This is a genomic window from Streptomyces sp. ICN903, assembly GCF_022015835.1.
Lineage (GTDB): Bacteria > Actinomycetota > Actinomycetes > Streptomycetales > Streptomycetaceae > Streptomyces > Streptomyces fenghuangensis.
The window spans coordinates 1-20508 of sequence record NZ_JAKMAY010000032.1 but is presented as its reverse complement, the minus strand read 5'-3'; the positions used below and the strand labels follow the sequence as shown (position 1 = coordinate 20508).

The window sequence follows — 20508 nt, the reverse complement described above, 5'->3', positions numbered from 1 at the left end:
CCATGAACGCCGCCCCCAGGCAACCACTCCACTCCAACCCTCTTGCCGTTCCATCTGTTCGCACGTATTGACGCCCCATAAGGGCGCTTCTACTGTGACGGCACGCATTCATAGAGTTGACAGTTGTTCATATCTATGAACCAAAGGAGCCGTCATGGCCGCACTGGACTGGACCGTGCTGGGCGCGTACTTCCTCGTGATGGTGGGCATCGGCCTCTGGTCGAGGAAGCGCATCCACACCATCGCCGACTTCTTCACGGCCCGCGGCCGCATCCCGTGGTGGCTCTCCGGGATATCGCACCACATGTCCGGCTACAGCGCGATCATGTTCGTGACCTTCGCCGCGGTCGCGTACGACCACGGCGTCACCGTCTACTTCTGGTGGCCCCTCACCATCGGGCTCGGCATCGGCGTCGGCGCCTTCCTCTTCGCCGCGCGCTGGAACCGGCTGCGCGCCAGACACGGCGTCAACTCGCCGCTCGCCTACCTGGCCGTCCGCTACGACCTGCCCACCCAGCAGGTCCTCGCCTACAGCGGCACCGCGCTCAAGGTGGTGGACATCGCCGCGAAGTGGGTCGCCATCGCCCTGCTGCTCCAGGGGTTCGCGGACATCCCGCTGGTGTGGGGCATCGCCCTGACCGGCGCCTGCACCATGCTCTACATGGCCTTCGGCGGTCTGTGGGCCGACGTCCTCACCGACTTCGGCCAGTTCGTCATCCAGGCCGTCGCCGGGTTCGCGATGCTCTTCGCCCTCTTCGCCCACCTCGACGGGGTGGCCACGCTCTGGACGATGTGGGACGACCTCCCGGCCGACCGCGGCGACCCGGTCAGCGGCCCCGTCACCACCGGGCTGATCATGGCGTTCCTGCTGGTGAAGACCTTCGAGTACAACGGCGGGATGTGGAACCTGGCGCAGCGCTACATGGCCGCGCCCTCCGGCTCCCGGGCCAGGAGGTCGGCGCTGCTCTCCAGCTTCCTGTGGATCGTGTGGCCGTTCATCCTCTTCGTTCCGATGATCGCCGCCCCTCTCGTCGTCCCCGGCCTGGACGACGGCGAGAGGTCGTACATCATGCTCGCCCAGGAACTGCTGCCCGCCGGACTCATAGGACTGCTCCTGGCCGGCTTCTTCTCCCACACCATGGCCATGGTGGCCTCCGACTCCAACGTCATCACCGCCGTCATCACCCGCGACCTCGCCCCGGTGATCGTCCCTCGCGTACGGCGTCTGACCCAGGCCGGGCAGCTGGTGTTCGCGCGGGTCACCACCGTCGCCTTCGTCACGTTCAGCATGACCCTCGCCCTCCTCGCCGACCCCGACGGCTTCATCATGACGGTCGTGGTGAGCATCGTCGCGGCCACCATGGGGCCGATCTCCATTCCGCTGATGCTGGGCCTGCTGCCCTGGTTCCGGCGCCACGGGCCGCGCGCGGCGCTCGCCTCCTGGGCGGGTGGCCTGGCGGTCTGGGCGTATCTGTACTGGGGGGTGGACGACGCGAGCCAGACCGTGAGCGTCGGCCTGCCGGTCCTCACCTCGCTGACGCTGTACATCGTCGTCGGGCTGGTGCGGCCCGAGGGGAGCACAGCGCGCGACGCGCTGCTCGACTCCCTCGACAGCGACCCCTCGGAGGCCGAGCGGGCCGAGGTGGAGCGCAGGTTCGCCGAGCATCCGCCCTCCTTCGACGGCGACGCCGTGTCGGGCACGGTCACCACCCGCTGAGCTGGAACCGCCCCGGGCGCACACCGCGCCCGGGGCGCCGTCGCGTCCGGGACAGCCGCCCGCGCGGCGCGGCTCCCGGCTTTCCGGAGGCGGGGCTCCCGCCGACCGTCGTGCGGAGATATCGTAAATATCAGGCAAACCGGACGGGGGAAACAGCCCAACCCATGGACAGTAGGTGTCTGCGATGCTCCAGGGACTCGCGGCGGCGGGGATCGCGCTGCTCTGCGTCTGCGCCGTCTACGTCGCACTGGCGGCCCGGGTGGTCAAACAGTACGAGCGCGGAGTGGTCTTCCGGCTCGGACGGGTCATGAAGGACGTACGGCCACCGGGCTTCACCATGATCGTTCCGTTCGTCGACCGGATGCGCAAGGTCAACCTGCAGATAGTGACCCTGCCGGTGCCCGCGCAGGAGGGCATCAGCAGGGACAACGTGACCGTCCGGGTCGACGCCGTCGTCTACTTCAAGGTCGTCGACCCCGTCGACGCGATCGTCCGGGTGGAGGACTACCGCTTCGCGGTCTCCCAGATGGCCCAGACCTCGCTGCGCTCCATCATCGGCAAGAGTGATCTGGACGACCTGCTGTCCAACCGGGAGAAGCTGAACCAGGGCCTGGAACTGATGATCGACAGCCCGGCCGTGGGCTGGGGCGTCCACGTCGACCGGGTCGAGATCAAGGACGTCTCCCTGCCGGAGACGATGAAGCGGTCGATGGCCCGCCAGGCGGAGGCCGCCCGCGACCGGCGGGCCCGCGTCATCAACGCCGACGCGGAGTTCCAGGCGTCGAAGAAGCTGGCGGAGGCCGCGCAGCAGATGGCCGACACGCCGTCCGCGCTGCAGTTGCGGCTTCTGCAGACGGTGGTGGCGGTCGCGGCCGAGAAGAACTCCACCCTGGTCCTGCCCTTCCCCGTCGAACTGCTGCGGTTCCTGGAGAGGGCCCAGCAGGCTCCCCAGCCCGGCGTGGCTCCCTCCGCGCAGGCTCCGTCCACGCAGATCCCGTACGCGGCGGCCCCCTCCGCGCGGACTCCGGCGGACTCCGGAAACGACGGGCAGCGGGCCAGGGGGGCGTGACGCGTACGCGGCTCGGACACGCCCCGGGCCGCCGGACGCCGCGTACGTGCACGGCCGCAACCACCACGGCCGTTCCACCCCCTCGGACGGGCCCGGAGGAGGGCCCACCCGAGACTGTCGGCCAAAGACAACCACACCGCTCCCCGGCCGGAGCAGGTGTTCGGACAAAGCGGCCTCGTTCACCGAATCGCAGGTCACGGTCGCCCCCGCCCGGAGCCACCGCCTCATCTGTTCGCATGCCGGACACGTTCTCGCAGGAGATCGGAAGACTCCCGGCCGCCCCGGCGCCACTTTGGGGAATCGAGTCGTCGCCGAAGGTGACCGGAAGTGATTCATCCGATGTGCGTTCGCCCTTCGCTCCAGCAAGACTCCTGTTCGGAATCTGACGAACCGAACCGAGGAGTGTTCGAAATGCGGTACGCCATCAAGGTCCTGGGAGTGGGCACCGCCCTTGCCGTCACCTGCCTGGCGGGCTCGGCCGCCACCGCGGCCGCCTCACCCGCGCAGCCCGAGGGGCTGCACGCGCCCTCGGCCCTGGTGCTCACCGTCGGCAAGGGGGAGGACCCGGCGACGGCCACCGTGCTGCGGGCCGCCGTGCTGAGCTGTTCGCCGGTGCCGGGCGGCACCCACCCGGCGCCGGCCGAGGCGTGCGGTGAGCTGCGTTCCGCGGACGGCGAGTTCGCCTCGCTGGTCGAGTCCGGTGACCGGATGTGCCCGATGGTCTGGGATCCGGTCACCGTGACCGCCGACGGTGTCTGGGAGGGCCGCAGGGTCTCGTACGCGCACACCTTCTCCAACGCTTGCGTCATGGCGGACACCGCCCCCGCGGTCTTCTCCTTCTGAGCCCGCGGGCGACCTCGCCCGGATTCCCGCCTCGGAGCCCTGCCGCGGAGTCCTGCCGCGTTTCCGAAGACGACCAGGGCCGCCGCCGTCCGTACGGCGGCGGCCCTGCATCGGTGTGGAGGGAGCGGGCGGCGGGTCCGTCAGGGGCCGAGGGCGCGCAGGCGGGTGGCCTCCGCGCGGATCTCCGGCAGCCTGTCGTACAGCGCCTGGCCGGGGCAGTCGGTCTGGTGGCTGTCACGGTGGCCCGCGATGACGTCGAACGTCGCCGCCTCACCCTTGTCGTAGCGGCTCTCGTCGTTCGTCGAGACCAGCCGCACCCTGCCCTGCGGGTCCGCGCCGGGCCGCAGTTTCCACGCCGCGACCTCGGCGATCGCGTCGATCACCGCGCGCGGCACCTCCTGCCCCGCACCGAAGGTGCCCAGCGCCGCCACACCGACGCTGTTGCGGTTGAACCCCTTGGTGTGCGCGCCGTACACCGGACGCCCGATGCCGCCGCCCCGCCCCTCGTAGATGGTTCCGCACCTGTCCACGACGAAGTTGTAGCCGATGTCGTCCCACCCCTGGCCCTCGACGTGGTCCGTCTCCAGTGCCCGCAGCAACTGCGGGACGTCCGAGCAGTCGTAGCCGTTGGGGTGGCCGGTGTGGTGGACGAAGACGGCGCTCACCGGGCCCGTGTAGCTGGCCTCCTCCCTGACCAGGCTCTCGTCGGCGCGCCAGGCCTTCCGGCTGACGACCGCGGGCCGTGGCGCGGTGTAGGCGGTGGCGGGGCCGGCGGTCTCCGGCACCGGGGGATCGAGGAGATGGGCGGGAACGTCCCGCGCCACCAGCAGTGCCAGCGGCAGAAGGGCGGCGCCCAGCACGAGTCGTGGGTACCACATGCCCCCAACCCTGCCCCGGCTCGCCGCGGATCTCGCGGCCGACAGGGCCGGTCGGGTGACGGCGAACGGCCGCCCGGAAAGGCGTTTGCGCAGTTCAGGGGGTAGATGAGGGGGTGGATCCGAGGCGGCCCCCGCCCGCGCGGCCGGACTCGGGCCTCCCGGCCGGAACGGCGGTGTGCCGTCCCGGCCGGGAAGCCGCTCGGCGGATCGGTCGCTCAACCGCTCAGCGGGAGGCCATGTCCTCGCGCAGCGCGGTGAGGATCCTGGCCGCCTCCTCCAGGCCCGTCCCGGCGCAGCGGCGGACCGCCGCGTCCAGGCGGGCCACGGCGTCCTTCGGCCGTTCCAGCCCGTTGCCCTCGATCAGGGCGGCCAGCCGTGCCGTCTCCGCCCGGCCCGCCTCCCCGTCCGGGCCTCCCTCCGCCAGACGCGAGTCGGCCCGGTCCGCCTCGGCCAGCGCCTCCTCGAAGCGCTCGGCGCGGGCCAGGCAGCGGGCGCGGCACAGATGGTTGTGGCCGGCGTGGTACCAGTGGGGGAACTCCTCCGGGTCCTCGGGGACCTCGGCCAGCAGTTCGTCGGCGGTGGCCAGGTGGCCGAGAGCCGCCTGAAGATCCTCCTCCTCGCCGCGCGTGGCGAGGTCGGCGAACTCCCGGAGCATCTCCAGGACCGGTACCGGGCTCGGCGCCCGGCGGTGGGAGGCCAGAGCCCGTTCGCGCGCGGTCCCGGCCGCCTGGGGGCGGCCGGCCCGGGCCAGCGCCGCGGCCGCCTGGGCGGCGACCATGGTGTGGGTGAACTGCTCCTCCCACCCGGCCACCGTGTCGGCCAGGCTCAGGAACTCCTCGGCCGCCGCACGGTGCTCCTCCAGATCCGTCAGCCCCCGGGCGAGGGTGAGGCGGATCTGGGCGAGCAGCCGCTCGTCGAGCGGGCCGCCGGATTCCGCGCCGCCCTCGCGGGCCACGGACTCCAGCACCGCGACGGCGTCCTCCGGCTGTCCGGAGGCGGCCAGGGCGTCGGCGAGCTCCAGACGGCACTCGGCGGCGCCGTTGTGGTCCTCCTCCCGCTCCATCCGGGCGGCGGCCTCGGACAGATGGCGGACGGCCCCGGAGAGCTCACCGGCGTGCCGGCAGGCGTGGCCGAGCATCGCGTGGACGGCCGTGACCGGGAAGGAACGGTCGTCGTACCGCGCGGCCCGGGCCATGGCCTGCCGGAAAACCTCGGCCGCCTCCCCTGGCCGGCCGGTGCGCATCAGGATCTGGCCCAGCAGCAGCATGCCGCGGGTCGCCCGCCACGGGGTGCCGGTCTCCTCCAGGATCTCCTGGGAGCGCCGCTGCCGTTCGACGGCCTCCTCGATGCGCCCGGTGCGGGCGGCGATGTCGGCTTCGTAGAGGTGGGCGGCGGCCCTCTGGTGGGGGATCTCCCAGCGTTCGGCCGCCGCGTGCAGCGCCGCGACCGCCTCCTGGAAGCGCGCGGCGGTCTCCGGGCCGGCGTCCGGCAGCGCGTCGACCATCTCGGTGTGCGCGGCGAAGGCCCGGCAGTGGAGCACGACGAGGTACTTGTCCGGCCGGAAGTCCGCATCCGGCTCACGGTCCCCGCCGGGGAGCATCCGTTCCGCGAGCTCCAGCAGGGGCTCCAGTTCCCGCCGTACCGCGAGGTGCTCGGCGGGCTTGTCGGCGGCCTCGTCGGCGGATCCCTCACCGTGCTCACCCTGCCCCTTCCCGGCCCCGGGCCGGCAGGCCACACGGGCCCGGGCGGCCAGCTCGTGCCAGGGCAGGCCGGCCCGGGCGTAGAGGCCGGCCGCCTCGGCCATCGCGGCCCGGCCGTCTCCGCCCCTCTCGTCCTCCGCGAACGCGCGCTGCTCGGCCAGCTCGGCCAGGAGCAGGTCCCGGTGGCCGAGCGCGGGGTCGTGGACGTATCCGTCGGCGGCCACGCGCTCGGCGACGCGCTCCCACAGCGGTGTGTCACCGGGGTGCCCCTGGTCGGCCAGCCGCCGTGCCTCGGCGACCAGTTCGGCGAAGTCCTCGGGGACGGCCACCCGGTGTGCGGCGGGCGCGGGCGCGGGCTCCGCGGCGGCCCCGCCGTCCTTCGGGCCGGTCAGCGGGGTGACGCGCAGCCCCAGCGCGAGGGGTTCGTCCAGCAGGGGGCGCCGCTCCAGGCGCTCGCGGCGGCGCTCGCCGACCGCCGCGGTGCCGTTGCGCCGGTCGAACGCGGCGGCAAGCTCGTCCGCCTCGGCCCCGATCTCCTCGTTCAGCGTCCGCGCCGTCCACTGCCGCCCGGGCGGCCCGGCCACGGGTGTGTCGGCGTATCCCTGCTCCACGAGGCGGCCGAGCAGCACCTGGACGCCGGTGAGGAAGGCCAGTCGTGCCTTGGGGGCGCCGGTGGCCTCGAACAGTCCGCGGTTCTCGGCGAGGATCTCCAGCCCGCGGCCCTCGTTGCGGGTCAGGGCGCAGAACTCCAGGTGGAGGCCGATCTCCTCGGCCATCCCCGTCTTGCCGCGGGCGTAGCGGTATCCGGCCAGATGGTGCGAGCGGGCCTCGTCCACGCGGTCGGTGCGCAGCAGCGGGAGCAGCGCGAAGGCGTGGCTGACGTACGGCTCCTCCTGGCAACTCACGGCCCCGGCGAACAGCGGCGCCCAGATCCGCAGGGCCTGCTCGTCCTCCCCGAAGGCGACGTGGTGCAGCGCCCGGTGGCGTATCTCGCACGCCTCGCAGTCGCTCAGCGGCTCCCGGGGGCGGGTCACCCACAGGTCGTAGGCGGACTCCAGGCCGCTGCCGGTGTGCAGCGCGACACGGTGGGCCATGGCCGCCACCGGCTGCATGCCGTGGCCGGCCTCGCGGTAGCGTTCGCGCATCCGGCCGGTCCACTGCTCGATGGTGGCCAGCGGTACGTCCGGCACCTCCAGCAGCGAGGTCGTCACCCACTTGAAGCGCCAGTAGACCTGGTGGCCCTCCCAGTCGCTGAAGGCGCCGCGGTCCTCGTCCCACAGCTGGAGCAGCCGGGCGAAGACCACCGGCGACTTGCGGTGCTCGCCGGTGTACTCGTAGGCCTCCATCAGCTCCAGCAGCGCGGTGACGAGGAGGCCCTTGTCCTCGAACTGCCCGGCGGCTTCGACCAGTTCCTCGGCCCGCACCGTCCGGGGCAGGCCGTAGGGGCGTTCGTCGTTCTCCCGCAGCGCGTCGAGCACGGCCTCCGGGGTCTCCAGCATCACGGCTCCTTCCGGGAGGCCGGGCCGCCAGGGGTGTCGGCCCGGTCGTGCATGGCGTGGTCGAGCAGGCCGAGGAAGGCCCGGTTGAGCAGCGCGCTCTCGGCGGCGCGCAGCGGGCGGCGGCTGAGCAGCAGCGCCTGCCCGTACAGTGCCTCCGCCGTGGCGGTGGCCAGTCCGCGTTCGGTGATCGTCGCCGCGCGGCGGACCAGCGGGTTGAGGTGGTTGAGGACCAGTTGGGCGCGGGGGGCCTCGGTGCGCAGGGAGCCCAGGATGTCGGCCCACAGCCCGTCGCCGGCGCCGGCCAGTTCGGAGCGGGTGCGCTCGTGCCGGGCCTCCCGGTTGTCCAGCAGGAGGGCGGGGGCGGTCACCGGCTGGAAGCTGCGCAGCACCACGTCGCAGTCGTGGACGCCGATCACCTCGCGGGCCACGGCCAGGAAGGAGGCGGCGGCCAGTTCGGCGGCGGGCTCCACCGCGTCCAGGTGCGCGGTGACGGTGGCCGGGTCCAGGTCGCCGACGGTGGTGCCGGAGCGTATCTCCGGCAGCCGGTGCACCAGGTCCCGGTCGTAGGTGTAACCGCCGTTGACGACTCCGAGGCCGGCCGCCGCGGCGATCGGGGCGACCTGCCGGAACTCCTCCACGCTCCGGGTGACCAGGATCGTGGGGTGGGTGCGGGCGAACTCGTCCAGGGTGACGTTGCCGTCGGTCGTCTCGAAGGGCAGCCACGGCAGCAGCATCCGCAGCAGCGCGTCGTCGTGGCGGGCCAGTGCCTTGACGGCCAGATGGTGGGTTTCGATGAAGCGGTGCAGGAGGGCGGGATCGCCGGCGGCCAGGCCGGTGAGCCAGTCGCGCAGACGGTCGCCGAGCGCATCGCGTACGGCGTCGAGCGTCTCGTCCTCGTACAGCGACTCGCGGGAGGCGGTGGGCCGCAGACCGGTGGTGTCCACCACGCAGCGCACGAAGAACGCCCAGTCGGGCAGGAGTTCGGACGCCTGGTCCGACAGGAGCATGCCCTTGAGGTGCACCCGGTGGCCGGCTCGCCGGGAGGGGCTGACGGCGGTCGGCAGGACGTAGGCGACGCCGCGCAGCCCGACGACGGGCAGGTCCAGTTCGACGGTGTCCAGCGGGGTGAAGCCGAAGGTGGAGCGGCAGTGCTCGGCCAGCGCCTCCCGGCGGGCCCGCGGGGAGGCGTGGCGTTCCCGCCACGGCGGGGTCCGGTCGATGCGGGTGGCCGTGCCGCGGGCATCGGTCACGGTGACCTCGTGCGGCAGCAGGCCGCCGTAGTGCCGGGCCAGCTCCAGGACCCGGTCGGGACGTGTCCACTCGGTGCCGTCCGCGCGGGGGGTGAGCCGCACCGTGGTGCCCGGCTCCGGCCTGGTGTGCGGGGGCAGGGTGCGGATGGTGTAGCTGCCGTCGGCGCGGCCGCGCCATTCGACGACCGGTGCGTCGGGGGTGGCCGCCGAGCGGCTGACCACGGTGATCTCGTCGGCCACCACGAAGCAGGCGAGCAGTCCGATGCCGAACTGGCCGATGAACTCCGAGCGGGCCGAGGCGATGGCCGTTCCGTCGAGGCCTCCGTCGGCGGAGCGCTTGGAGCTGCGGCCGATCGTCGCGAGGAAGGTGTGGACGTCCTCCTCGGACAGGCCGACGCCGGTGTCCGTGACGGTGAGCGTCTCACCGGTCTCCACGGTGATCCGGGCAGGGGCGTCGGGGGACAGCGCCCGGCGGGCGGTGATGGCGTCCACCGCGTTCTGCAGCAGCTCGCGCAGGTAGACGCGGGGGCTGGAGTAGAGGTGGTGGGAGAGCAGGTCGACCAGGCCGCGCAGATCGACCTGGAAGGTGTGGGACGTCTGATGCTGGGACACCGGGTGGGCTTTCTTCCGTGGGTGGCGGGAGGGGCCGTGGAGTCGGCGGGCGGTGGGGCGGCGCGGTCAGCGGCCGGCGCGCGAGCGCCACTTGCGGAACGCCGCGACCGGATCGCCGGAGTCGAGGTACTGCCAGGGGAACTCGGTGACCCGTCCCTCCAGCGGCGCGAAGGCGGCGGCCGCGGCCTCTCGTTCGCCGGCCAGCGAGAGGGCCATGGCGAAGGTGTTGTGCACGCCGATCCAGTCGCGTGGACGTCCGAAGGCCGGATCCCCGATGGACCGGTGGGCGGCCTCCAGCAGCCGGGCGCGTACGTCGGGGCGGCCGATGTACTCCGCGTCCTCCCCCGGCTCCAGGTCCAGCCAGTGCTCCAGGTGGGCGAGGGCCACCAGTTCGCCCAGCGGGCTGCCCTCGGGGGCCGAGAGCATCGACTCGCGCGCGAACTCGTGCATCTCCTCGTGCGAGCCGCCCCACTTGGCGCACACCTGCTGCAGGTGCTGCCGGTGCGCGCCCGGGTGCCCGGGGCAGCGGCGCACCGCCGCCTCGAAGCGGAGGCGGGCGATCTGGGGTCCGACCTGGAGGCCGCGGCCGGAGACCTGGAGCATGAACCAGGGGGCGACCCACTCCGGCTCGCGCTCGGCCACCCGGTACAGCAGGTCCTCGGCGACCTCCAGCCGCTGGTGGAAGATCCGGAACTGCTCGCGGGAGACCTGGGAGGCCCGCGCGCCGGTGCGGGCCTCCCAGGCCCAGTCGATGTGGTGCGCGCCGGCCATGAGCAGGGCCAGGGTCCCGTCCGGCTCGCGGTCCATGGCACGGCCCATCAGCTCGGTGGTGCCCGGCGCGCTGGAGGCGTGCCACACCAGCCAGCACAGCTCCTCCCCGTCGGTCACGGCCGCCAGCCGCTCGCGGACGGCGGGCCAGTCCCCCGCCCCGATCGCCTCCCGCAGCCGGGCCAGCTCCGGATCGTCGAAGTCGGTGACCAGGCGCGCCGCCGGTCTGCGCTTCCACAGTCCGAACGGGAACACCGGCCGGCGCCGTCCGCCCGCCGACTGCTCCTCGGCCGCGGAGTGCCGACTGATGGTCGTCATGTGCATCCCCCCGTGAAGCCCCCGCCGGGGCCGCTGATGATCGTCTGGAGAACGAATATCATGCGGCACCGACAATGCTTCGGCCAGGGGTTTCCCGCCGGTGACCGAGTGTGACCGGCTGTGACCGGCGACGGCGGCCGATCGGTTCGGCGGACCGGCCGCTCCGGCCCGGCCCCGGCCCTCGCGGTGCCGAACGGGTTGTCGGTCACGTGGTGCCGCAGGCCGTCGGCGCCGCGGCGGGCCACGTCCGTCGCCGCGCCCTCGATGTGCACGTGCGCGCCGGCCGCCGTCTCGGGTCGCCGGATCACCCCCGCTCTGCGCGAGCTGTCCCACGGGGCGCACTCCTTCGGCGAGTTGCGCGGCCGGTTGTCGCGGATCAGCGCCAAGGTCGTGGCGGAGCGGCCGCGCGCTCCGGAGGAACGCGGCCTGGTGGCCCGTGAGCGGCTGCGGGGGTTCCCCGTCCGACCCGCTGACCGCCTCACCGCGCCGGGCCGCAGGCGGCAGCCGGGCTCGGAGCCGCACCCGGTCAGCGGGAGGGCTCAGCTCCGCTTGCCGCGGTCCGGTCCAGCGGACCCCACTTCCCCCGCTGCCGGGCCACCTCCTCCTCCGCCTCGAGGATCACCCGTGCGTCGACCCAGGCGATCGGCTCCACATCCCTGACCAGCGGCTCGTTGTCCGGCCCGCGTCCGACCTCACGGCCGCGCAGCACCCAGGGCCGCACCCCGGGGCCCTTCGAGCGGCGCAGATGGCAGTAGTCGTACAGGCGCCGGGCGACCCACAGCCGGACCGGTCGGCCGGCCCACCACGGCTCGACGTCCAGCGCGTTGACGGACAGCCCCGGCAGCGGGACGCCGGTCAGGTCGTCCGTACTGGCCGTCCGCCCCAGATCGGCCCAGGGACCGCGCGACCAGCGGACGTACAGCCGCCCGCCGCCCTCGACCAGACGGACCAGCTCGTCGAGGGAGGTGACCGGAGACGGTTCGGAGGGGAAGGTCATACGGTGCTCGCTCCTTGGGTTTCGCCTGCCGCCCGGCCTCCGCCGGGCCCGCCGGAACGACCCTCCTGCCGAGGGGTGGGGGCGCCGGAACGGCACACGACCGCGTGCCCCCGTGCCGGGCCGGGAAACCCGGCCGGCTCCGGTGACCTGCGGCGATCGGCACGGGCCGGGGCCGCACCCGGGTTGCGCGGCCCTGGCGCCCATCCATTGGAGAACGACATGTTTCCCCCAATTGCCAGCGGTTAGGCGATACGGGACAAGACGGTACGACACCACCGCGAGGAGGCCGTTATGGGCAAGCTGGGCGACATGGCGAACAAGGCCAAGAAGATGGCCAAGCGCCACCCCGACCAGGCGGACAAGGGCGTCGACCGCGCCGAGCGGACGATCGACGAGCGCACCGGCGGCAAGTACGACACACAGACGGACAAGGCCTCCGAGTCCGTTCGCCGCTCCTACGGCAACGACGAGGACCAGCTGCGATAGGACGGGGCCGAGGCAGGGCTCCCTTACGGGTGGCGGGGCCGCCGGCGCTTTCGAAGCGCCGGCGGCCCGTTTCCTTCCCGGCCCGGGGTGACGACCGCCCGCGACGGGATACCCGCAGTGGCATGAGTGAACACGACACCGCCGAACACCGGGAAAGCCGGCCCCTGGCCCTGGTCACCGGAGCCTCCAGCGGCATCGGGCTCGAACTCGCCCGGCAGTTCGCCGAGCACGGCTTCGATCTGCTGGTCAACGCCGAGGACGACCGGCTGACGGCCGCCGCCGGAGAACTGCGCTCCTTCGGTACCGGGGTACGGGCCGTCCGGGCCGACCTGCGCCGCCGGGACGAGGTCGAGCGGCTGTGGGCGGCCGCGGCCGAGGCGGGGCGGCCGGTGGACGCCGCGGCCCTCAACGCCGGCATCGGGCGGGGCGGCGCTTTCACCGAGACCGATCTCGGTGACGAGCTCGACCTCATCGATCTCAACATCACCTCCACCGTGCATCTGGCCAAGCTCCTGCTGCGGGACATGGCCGCCCGCGGCGAGGGCAGGCTGCTGATCACCTCCTCGCTCGCGTCCACCATGCCCGGCCCCTTCCAGGCGGTCTACAACGCCTCGAAGTCCTTCCTGCAGTCCTTCTCCGAGGCGCTGGCCGAGGAACTGAGGGACACCGGGGTGACGGTCACCTCGCTGATGCCGGGCCCCACCGACACCGACTTCTTCCGCCGCGGCGGTCTGGAGGACACCAAGCTGGCGGAGCAGGCCACCGACGATCCCGCGCTGGTCGCCCGGCAGGGCTTCCAGGCCCTCATGGGAGGCGAGGAGAAGAAGCTCGCCGGATCGCTGAAGTCACGGGCCCAGGGACGCGCGAACGCCGTCGCCCCCGACCGTCTCAAGGCGGCCGCCCACCGCAGGATGGCCGAACCCGGATCCGGCGATCCGGGGAAGTCCTCCTGAGGGGCCGGGTGCGGCGGGCCCGGCCCGCCGCACCCGGCCCCTCAGTCCCCGGCGACGTCCCGGCGTTCGAATGCCGTGACGCCCGCCAGTACGGCCGACAGCCCGAGGCCGGCCATGACCGCCGCGGGCAGCGGCTCGAAAGGCTCGACGGGCACGGTGGCCAGGTGGTGGAACGGCGACAGGTCCAGTACTGCCTCCGGCCAGTCCAGCGCCGTCCCGATCGTCTCCACCAGGTAGGCGGCGACCGCGGCGGCCACCGGCAGACCCACGGTGAGCCGGGGCGCGATGCCGTACACCAGCACGGCCAGGCCGGTCAGGAGCACCACCACGGGCAGGGTGTTCAGCACCGATCCGAACGCGCCGGCCGCCTCCACGCCGGCCCCGCCGGCCACCGCGCCGGCCCACACGGCCAGTGCCGCGACGGCCGCGAGCAGCAGGGAGGCGGCCAGGGCGAGCAGGATGTGACCACCCAGCCAGCGGCGCCGGGAGACCGGCCTGGTGAGGGTGGACTCCAGACGCCCGGCGGCCTCCTCGGCGCGCGCCGCGCCGATCCGCCAGCAGGCGTGGAGGCAGAGCAGCAGGCCGAACAGCAGACCCATGGTGCCCAGATAGCCCTCGGTGACCCGCCGCAGGTCCCACCCGAGCCGTTGGAGCATCTCCCGGTAGGACGCCTGCTCGGCCACGAAGTCGGTGACCGCCTTGGCCACCGATCCGGTCACCAGGGCGTAGAGGGTGACGCCCGTCAGCCAGCCGGCCAGCATGCCCTGCGTTCCGCGCCAGGCGAAGGCCACCGGGCCGCCCAGCAGCCCGAACCGGGCGCGGCGGCTGTCGGAACCGGCGATCAGGGCGCCCCCGGTGTCGCGCAGTGCGCGCAGCCGCACGGCGACGGCGCCCAGGAGCACCGGCGCGGCCAGCAGCAGGAGCAGGGCCGCCCACCGGGGGCCGCGGTAGGCGTGGAGCTCGTCCATCCAGCCGAACGGGGTCAGCCAGCGCAGCCAGCCGCGGGATTCGCTGCTGTTGGCGGCCATCCTGAGCAGGAAGGACGCGCCGAGCACCGCGGCCGCGGTGCCGGTGGCCCGGCGGCGCACCTCGAAGACCTGCGAGGTGACGGCGCAGACCCCGGCGAACGTGGCCGCGAAGCCCGTGACGCCCAGCCCGAACAGCGCCGAGCCCGCAGCGGCGGCGCCCGACAGCGTCAGTGCCACCGCGATCGCGGCGCCGATCACGGTGACCGCGGCGGCGACGACCAGCAGATGTGCCAGCAGGGCGCGGCCCGCCCGCACCGGCGCCGCCAGTACGGACTCGGCCCGGCCCGTCTCCTCCTCCCCGCGCAGCAGCCGTCCGGTGGTCAGCAACGCCCAGATCCCGACGATCGCGGCCAGGATCCAGCCGGCGTCCCAGGCGGCGAAGCCGCCGGGGGTGTCGACGGCGTGCGGAACGCCCTGGAGCATCCGCACGGCCGGGTTGTCCTGGAAGGTGGAGATGGTGCGGCGCGACGCGGCGTCGGGGTAGGCCGCGAGGTAGGTGAGGACCTCGACGACCGCGTAGAGGGCGGTCGACAGGGCCAGTACGAGGGTGCCTCGGCGGATCAGCCGGGCCGCCAGCCGGGCGATCGCCGCCTCCGTGCGGTGCCGCCGCGCCGGGCGGGCGGCCCGGGGGGCGGACGCGGCCCCGGCCATCGTCACCGCCTCCTGGCGCGGGTTCCGGGGCCCGGTGCGCCTCGCGGACTCGGCGCGCCTCGCGGGTGCGGCGAGTCCCGCCCTTCCCGGGCACCGGGTCGGGCGCCGCCCGGCGGGGCGCCGTGCGCGGCGGCGACGGCCCCGCGCTGCCCGGACGTGGCCTCGTAGTAGGTCAGGAAGATCTCCTCCAGGCTCGGTTCCCGGCTGCGGAGCCTGACCAGTCCGGCCGAGGCGAGCCGGGAGAGCGCGGCCGACGGCGGCCCGGTGACGGACACCCGCAGGCCCCGGTCGATCCGTTCCACGGCGACCACGCCCGGCACTTCGTCGAGCCGGGGCGCGGGGCCGTCCAGGACCGCCTCGAACACCGTGGTGTTCAGCTTGCGCAGATCCTCCAGCGCCGCGACCTCCACCAGCCGCCCCGCGCGCAGGATCGCCACGCGGTGGCAGATGTCCTCCACCTGGTCCAGCAGGTGCGAGGAGAGGAAGACCGTCTGGCCGCGGTCGGCGGCCTCCCGGGCCAGCGCCTGGAACTCCGCCTCCATCAGGGGGTCGAGACCGCTGGTCGGCTCGTCCAGCAGCAGCACGTCGGGCCGGGTCATGAACGCGGCGGTCAGCGCGATCTTCTGCCGGTTGCCCTTGGAGTACGAGCGGGCCCGCACGTCCGGATCGACCCTCAGCCGTTCGACGAGCTCGTCACGGAAGGCCTCGTCGGCGCCGCCGGACAGGTTGGCCAGGTGGGTGAGGATCTCCGCGCCGGTCAGCTGCGGCCACAGGGACACGTCGCCCGAGACGTAGGAGACGTGCCGGTGGGCGCGCTCGACGTCCTCGACCGGCACCCCCATGATCCGCGCCGTCCCGGCGGTCGGGCGGACGAGGTGGAGCAGCAGGCGGATCGTGGTGGACTTGCCCGCCCCGTTGGGGCCCAGGAAGCCGAAGATCTCGCCCTGTTCCACCCGGAGGTCAAGGCCTTCCAGGGCGGTCACCGTACCGAAGTGCTTCGTCAGCCCCTCGGTGTGTATGGCCGGAACGCGCATGCCGCACCTCCGAGGTCCGAAAGGACACCTCCCACGCTACAGATCTCCTCGGCCGGAGGCAGGCCCGGAGGCGGGGGCGGGGGGTCCCGGCGGTCCCGCGACGGTGGTGACCACCCGCACCAGGGCGGGTGTGCGGGGCGCGGAGCCGAACCCGAACCGCACCGGCGGGTCGACCGGCGCGAGCGGTCCCAGGTCCCGCCCCTCCCAGGATGCTTCGACCGTGGTGATCCCGCGCAGGTCCCGTACGCCGTACCACTCCCGGTATCCGCCGCCCGCGCTGCCCCTGGTCCGCACCCCGGGCATCAGCCGGGCGGGGACGTCGGTGAGCGCGACCCAGGCGGGCCGGGCGGCGAGCGGTGCGGGCACGCACCGCAGCAGCAGTCCGAGCGCGCCCCGGCGGCCGGTGGTGAAGCGCATCCGCAGCGGTCCGGCCGTGACGTGCCAGTGCCGTCCGGCCGCTTCCACCGTCACCGGGACGACCAGCACCCGGTCGAAGCGGTAGACCGCGGCGACGAAGTCCGCGACCCGCCGGGACGGGGCCAGCAGCAGCCGCTGCCCGTCGGCCCGCTCCAGCATCACGTCGCCGAACGGGCCGAACGGCGACCGGGGCCAGTGTCCGAGGACGATCCGCGTCCCGGATGACGTGCCCACGCCGGCGATCCACCCGTGGAACCGCTGGGCGTTCCTCACCATGGGCGCCCCTTCCGGCGAGAGGGGGCGTCCCGGCCGGACCGCCCCGCAGGGGCCATGATGCCCGGCCGGGGGCGCCCGTGCGGTGCCCCGGGACCGGGGCCGCGCCGGGCGGCCCTCAGCCGGGCGCCTGAGCGCGCTCGTCGATCAGGCCCTGCTCGTGCAGGTCGGCCCACAGGTCCTCGGGTACGCCCGCCACGAAATCCTCGATGTCGCGCCGCACCTCCCCGGCCGAGCGCATGCCGAGCACGATGCCCGCGACGACGGGGTGACGCAGCGGGAACGCCATCGCCGCCCGCGGAAGCGTCACTTCGTGCGTCTCGCAGACGTCGGCGATGCGGTGCGCCCGCCGCAGCGCCTCCGGCGGGGCCTGCGCGTACTCGTACCGCGCGCCCGCGGCCGGGCGCGGCTCGGCGAGGATTCCGGAGTTGAACACCGCGGCCGCCAGCACGGAGACGCCGCGTGTGGCGCACGCGGGCAGCAGGTCGTCCAGGGCGCTGTGGTCCAGCAGGGTGTAGCGGCCGGCCAGCATGACCACGTCGACGTCGGTCTCCTCCACGAGCCGGGTCAGCATGCCGGTGTGGTGCATTCCCGCGCCGATGGCGCCCACCACGCCCTGGGACCGCAGTTCGGCGAGCGCCGGGTATCCGTGGCGCAGCGCGTCCTCGAAGCACTCCTCCGCGTCGTGGAGGAAGAGCACGTCGACGCGGTCGGTCCCCATGCGGGCGAGCGAGTCCTCGACGCTGCGCAGTACTCCGTCGCGGGAGAAGTCCCTCACGCGGCGGTGCGTGGCGGGCACCTGGAAGCTCTCGTCCGTGCGGCCCTCCGCGTCCTGCGGGACCAGGATCCTGCCGACCTTGGTCGACAGCGTGTACTCCTCCCGGGGTCTGCTCCGCAGGAAGCCGCCGATGCGGCGCTCGGAGTGTCCGATGCCGTAGTGCGGGGCGGTGTCGAAGTAGCGGATACCGCCTTCCCAGGCCGCCGCGAGCGCTCCGGCCGCGGTGTCGTCGTCCAGTGGCTCGAAGAGTCCGCCGAGCGGTCCGCCGCCGAAGCCCAGTTCCGTGACCTCGACCGTGCTGCGCCCCAGCCGGTTCGTTCTCATCCCGCCGTTTCCTCCTACTGCGTCACTGCGTCACGCCACCGCTGCCGCGGCCCCCGGATACGGGAGACCCTTACGGGGGTGAACCGTCCCCGCGACTCCCGGCGGTCAACCGCGCGGCGGCGGATCCCGTGCGGTACGCCGGTGCCCAGGCGGCGGCCCGGGTTCCCCGGCGCGCCGCCGCCGTGTGCCACCATGTCCTCCACCGAAGCCCCGCTCACGGACGGCACACCAAGGTGACCACACAGACGACGCCACCGGACGGCGCTCCGCGGCGGGCGGTCCTCGGCACCTGGCCGACGCCGCTCGAACCCGCGCCGCGCCTGGCCCTCGCCCTCGGACTGGAGGCGGAGGACCTGTGGATCAAGCGGGACGACCTCACCGGTCTCGGCGGCGGCGGCAACAAGGTGCGCAAGCTGGAGTGGCTGTGCGGGGCGGCCCTGGCCGACGGCGCCACCGTCCTGGTCACCACCGGCGCGCCGCAGAGCAACCACGCCCGGCTGACGGCGGCCGCGGCCGCCCGGCTCGGTCTGGGGGCCGTGCTGGTGCTCGCCGGCCGTCCGGGGGCGTCCTCCTCCGGGAACCTCGCGCTCGACGGGCTCCTCGGCGCCCGGGTGGTGTGGGCCGGCGACACCGGCGCGGCAGCGCTCGACTCCGTCGCACACAAGATCGCCGAGAAGCTGAGCCGGCAGGGCGCCGTTCCATCGCTCGTGCCCTTCGGGGGCTCCAGTGTGCTCGGCGCCCGGGGCTACGCCGAGTGCGGGCGCGAACTCCTCGCCCAGGCTCCCGGCCTGGACACGGTGGTCACCGCCGTGGGCTCCGGGGGGACCATGGCGGGGCTCGTCGGCGAGCTGGGCGCGCACCGGGTCCTGGGCGTCCACGTCGGCGCCGTGTCCGCCCCCGCCGTCACCGTCTCCCGCCTGGCGTCCGGCCTGACCGGCACGTACTGCCCGCCGGAGTCGCTGCGGCTGCGCATGGACCAGGTGGGAGCCGGCTACGGCACGCTGACGGAACCGGCCCGGTCCGCGCTTCTCCTCGCCGCGCGCACCGAGGGGCTCGTGCTCGACCCCGTCTACACCGGCCGGGCCCTGGCCGGTCTGGCGGCGGCCGTCGCGGACGGCACGGTCCGCCCCGGGCAGCGCACGGTCCTGCTGCACTCCGGTGGCCTGCCCGGTCTCTTCGGCCACGCACCGGCGCTGGCCGCGGCCGAGTCCGGGCTGACCGCCGAGGACATCGCCGGGGACGGGGGCGAGGGCGGCGTCGGGTTCTGATCAACAGGCATGCTGCCAGGGCGAGTTCGAGCGCGTAGTTTGACGGGAGCAATCGCGCAGGACCTCAGGAGGGGGCTCCCATGGCAGATGGAACGACCACGTCCGAGCAGGTTTCGGCCCGGATCGACACCACCATTCCGCACTCGGCCCGGATGTGGGACTACTGGCTGGGCGGCAAGAACTACTACGAGGTGGACAAGGCCGCAGGCGACCAGGTCCGCAGCATCCACCCGGGCATCCTGGACTACGCCCGGGCCGACCGGGCGTTCCTGGGCCGTGCGGTGACCCATCTGGTCGGCGAGGCGGGCGTCCGGCAGTTCCTGGACATCGGCACCGGTCTGCCGACCAGCGAGAACACCCATGAGGTCGCCCAGCGCATCGCGCCGGACGCCCGGATCGTCTACACCGACAACGATCCCATCGTGCTGGCGCACGCCAGGGCCCTGCTGACCTCCACCCCCGAGGGTGCCACCGCCTACATCGACGCCGATCTGCACGACCCCGACGCCATCCTGCGGGAGGCGGCCAGGACCCTGGACTTCACCGAGCCGGTCGCGGTCATGCTGCTGGGCATCGTGATGTTCGTCGAGGAGACCGACCGGGCCCGCGCGATCGTGAGGCGGCTCGTGGACGCGGTCCCCCCGGGCAGTTACCTGGTGCTGTCGCACACCATCACCGCTCCCGGGCTGGACGACGTGGACGCGGCGGTCGAGTACTGGAACAGCGTCGGCACTCCGAAGCTCCACCAGCGCACGCCCGAGGAGGTCGCGCGGTTCTTCGACGGGCTGGAGCTGCTGGAGCCGGGCGTGGTGTCGTGCTCGCGGTGGCGGCCGGAGCCCTCGCCGTCCGGTGAGCTCCCCGACGAGGTGGCCTTCTACTGCGGCGTGGCCCGCAAGCCCTGACGGGCTCCCGGGCAGCCTTCACCGAGCCGCCGCCGGGTGGTGCCCGGCGGGGGATCGTACGGATCCCCCTGCCGGGCTGCCGCTCCGGCGGCCGGTCGCGGCGGCAGGTCACGGGCTTCCCGTGCCGGTCTCCGCCGGTGGTTCGGTGAAGGCCCCGGCCGCGGCGGCGACGGCGGCCGCCCGGGCCGCCCGGCCGGGCAGCCGGGGATCGGGCGGGGTCCGCAGAAGGACCAGCCGGTGGTAGAGCGGCGCGGTGGCGGCGACGAGCAGGGCCCGGGCGTCGGTGCCGGCCGGCACCTCCCCACGCCGTACCGCGCGCCGGACGACCGTCTCGCAGCGCGCGTACCGGTCCTCCCAGAAGCGCCGCAGGGCGTCGGCAGCCTGCGCGGAGCGGAACGACGCGGCGATCAGGGCGGTGGTGACGGACGGCCGTTCGGTCAGGGCGGCGTGCACCTCCTGGTTCAGCGCCGTCAGATCGCCCGCCAGGTCTCCGGTGTCCCGGGGCCGCCACTCGTCGTCCCCGGCCGCGTCGAGGACGTCGGCGAGCAGACCGCCGACGTCCCGCCACCTGCGGTAGACCGTGGTGCGGTGCACGCCCGCGCGGGCGGCCACGGCATCGACGGTGAGCTCGTCGTAGCCGCACTCCACCAGCTGGGCGCGCACGGCGTCGAGGACCCGCTCCCGGACGCGGGCACTGCGGCCTCCCGGGCGGCGGGCCGGAGCCGGTGCGGTGGGGTCGGGGC

General features: G+C 73.9%; 17 protein-coding genes and 1 pseudogene. 8 read left to right on the top strand and 10 right to left on the bottom strand.

All coding sequences use genetic code 11. The features are described 5' to 3' along the window. The first annotated feature begins 154 nt into the window (after positions 1 to 154). From L7D48_RS05675 to L7D48_RS05665, 3 genes are all read left to right on the top strand, one after another. Positions 155 to 1717, top strand: coding sequence for a sodium:solute symporter family protein (locus tag L7D48_RS05675; protein ID WP_237877773.1), 1563 nt, complete (start codon positions 155 to 157; stop codon positions 1715 to 1717). Positions 1718 to 1901: 184 nt separating this feature from the next. Continuing rightward, a complete protein-coding gene (locus tag L7D48_RS05670; protein WP_237877772.1) occupies positions 1902 to 2786 on the top strand; it encodes a slipin family protein in 885 nt (294 codons plus the stop codon). A gap of 411 nt (positions 2787 to 3197) precedes the next feature. After that, positions 3198 to 3629 (top strand): subtilase-type protease inhibitor, encoded by a 432-nt coding sequence (locus L7D48_RS05665; RefSeq protein ID WP_237877771.1) that lies wholly within the window; start codon positions 3198 to 3200, stop codon positions 3627 to 3629. A gap of 140 nt (positions 3630 to 3769) precedes the next feature. Here the strand turns inward: L7D48_RS05665 and L7D48_RS05660 are convergent, their stop codons facing one another. The 4 genes from L7D48_RS05660 to L7D48_RS05645 all read right to left on the bottom strand — a co-directional run bounded on the left by L7D48_RS05660 (position 3770) and on the right by L7D48_RS05645 (position 10654). Further along, on the bottom strand, positions 3770 to 4507 hold the full coding sequence (locus tag L7D48_RS05660; protein ID WP_237877770.1) for a peptidoglycan recognition protein: 738 nt from the start codon (positions 4505 to 4507) through the stop codon (positions 3770 to 3772). Positions 4508 to 4730: 223 nt separating this feature from the next. Continuing rightward, on the bottom strand, positions 4731 to 7706 hold the full coding sequence (locus L7D48_RS05655; RefSeq protein WP_237877769.1) for a tetratricopeptide repeat protein: 2976 nt from the start codon (positions 7704 to 7706) through the stop codon (positions 4731 to 4733). After that, the gene (locus L7D48_RS05650) at positions 7706 to 9568 is read right to left on the bottom strand and encodes an HSP90 family protein (RefSeq protein ID WP_237877768.1); all 1863 of its coding nucleotides are present in this window, start codon (positions 9566 to 9568) and stop codon (positions 7706 to 7708) included. Before L7D48_RS05650 ends, L7D48_RS05655 begins: the two co-directional genes overlap by 1 nt. 66 nt (positions 9569 to 9634) lie before the next feature. After that, positions 9635 to 10654: a hypothetical protein gene (locus tag L7D48_RS05645; RefSeq protein ID WP_237877767.1), complete on the bottom strand. Its 1020-nt coding sequence runs from the start codon at positions 10652 to 10654 to the stop codon at positions 9635 to 9637. 264 nt (positions 10655 to 10918) lie between these two features. On the opposite strand from L7D48_RS05645, the pseudogene L7D48_RS05635 reads away from it, so the two are divergent. Further along, positions 10919 to 11140, top strand: a pseudogene (locus L7D48_RS05635) (winged helix-turn-helix transcriptional regulator); the annotation flags it as partial. Positions 11141 to 11180: 40 nt separating this feature from the next. Here the strand turns inward: L7D48_RS05635 and L7D48_RS05630 are convergent. Beyond that, positions 11181 to 11651 (bottom strand): DUF6098 family protein, encoded by a 471-nt coding sequence (locus L7D48_RS05630; protein ID WP_237877766.1) that lies wholly within the window; start codon positions 11649 to 11651, stop codon positions 11181 to 11183. Between the two features lie 291 nt (positions 11652 to 11942). Between L7D48_RS05630 and L7D48_RS05625 the strand changes: the two genes are divergently transcribed. Further along, positions 11943 to 12137 (top strand): antitoxin, encoded by a 195-nt coding sequence (locus tag L7D48_RS05625; protein ID WP_237877765.1) that lies wholly within the window; start codon positions 11943 to 11945, stop codon positions 12135 to 12137. 122 nt (positions 12138 to 12259) lie between these two features. Next, positions 12260 to 13090 carry an SDR family oxidoreductase gene (locus L7D48_RS05620; RefSeq protein WP_237877764.1) on the top strand — a complete coding sequence of 277 codons (831 nt, stop codon included), beginning with the start codon at positions 12260 to 12262 and terminating at the stop codon, positions 13088 to 13090. Between the two features lie 41 nt (positions 13091 to 13131). Here L7D48_RS05620 and L7D48_RS05615 read toward each other — a convergent pair whose 3' ends face one another. The 4 genes from L7D48_RS05615 to L7D48_RS05600 form a co-directional block, all read right to left on the bottom strand. Further along, entirely contained in the window at positions 13132 to 14769 is a 1638-nt protein-coding gene (locus tag L7D48_RS05615; RefSeq protein ID WP_237877763.1) for a hypothetical protein, read from the bottom strand. 2 nt (positions 14770 to 14771) lie between these two features. Beyond that, entirely contained in the window at positions 14772 to 15803 is a 1032-nt protein-coding gene (locus tag L7D48_RS29275; RefSeq protein ID WP_305853123.1) for an ABC transporter ATP-binding protein, read from the bottom strand. 36 nt (positions 15804 to 15839) lie between these two features. Continuing rightward, positions 15840 to 16496: a hypothetical protein gene (locus L7D48_RS05605; protein ID WP_237877762.1), complete on the bottom strand. Its 657-nt coding sequence runs from the start codon at positions 16494 to 16496 to the stop codon at positions 15840 to 15842. Positions 16497 to 16611: 115 nt separating this feature from the next. Next, positions 16612 to 17595, bottom strand: coding sequence for an aldo/keto reductase (locus tag L7D48_RS05600; protein ID WP_237877761.1), 984 nt, complete (start codon positions 17593 to 17595; stop codon positions 16612 to 16614). 233 nt (positions 17596 to 17828) lie between these two features. Between L7D48_RS05600 and L7D48_RS05595 the strand changes: the two genes are divergently transcribed. Together L7D48_RS05595 and L7D48_RS05590 are read left to right on the top strand one after the other, a co-directional pair. Further along, entirely contained in the window at positions 17829 to 18863 is a 1035-nt protein-coding gene (locus L7D48_RS05595; protein ID WP_237877760.1) for a pyridoxal-phosphate dependent enzyme, read from the top strand. Between the two features lie 80 nt (positions 18864 to 18943). After that, on the top strand, positions 18944 to 19765 hold the full coding sequence (locus L7D48_RS05590; RefSeq protein ID WP_237877759.1) for an SAM-dependent methyltransferase: 822 nt from the start codon (positions 18944 to 18946) through the stop codon (positions 19763 to 19765). A 108-nt stretch (positions 19766 to 19873) separates the two neighbouring features. Here L7D48_RS05590 and L7D48_RS05585 read toward each other — a convergent pair. Continuing rightward, positions 19874 to 20508, bottom strand: a 635-nt coding sequence (locus L7D48_RS05585) for a TetR/AcrR family transcriptional regulator (RefSeq protein WP_237877758.1), incomplete at its 5' end; no start/stop codon positions are given.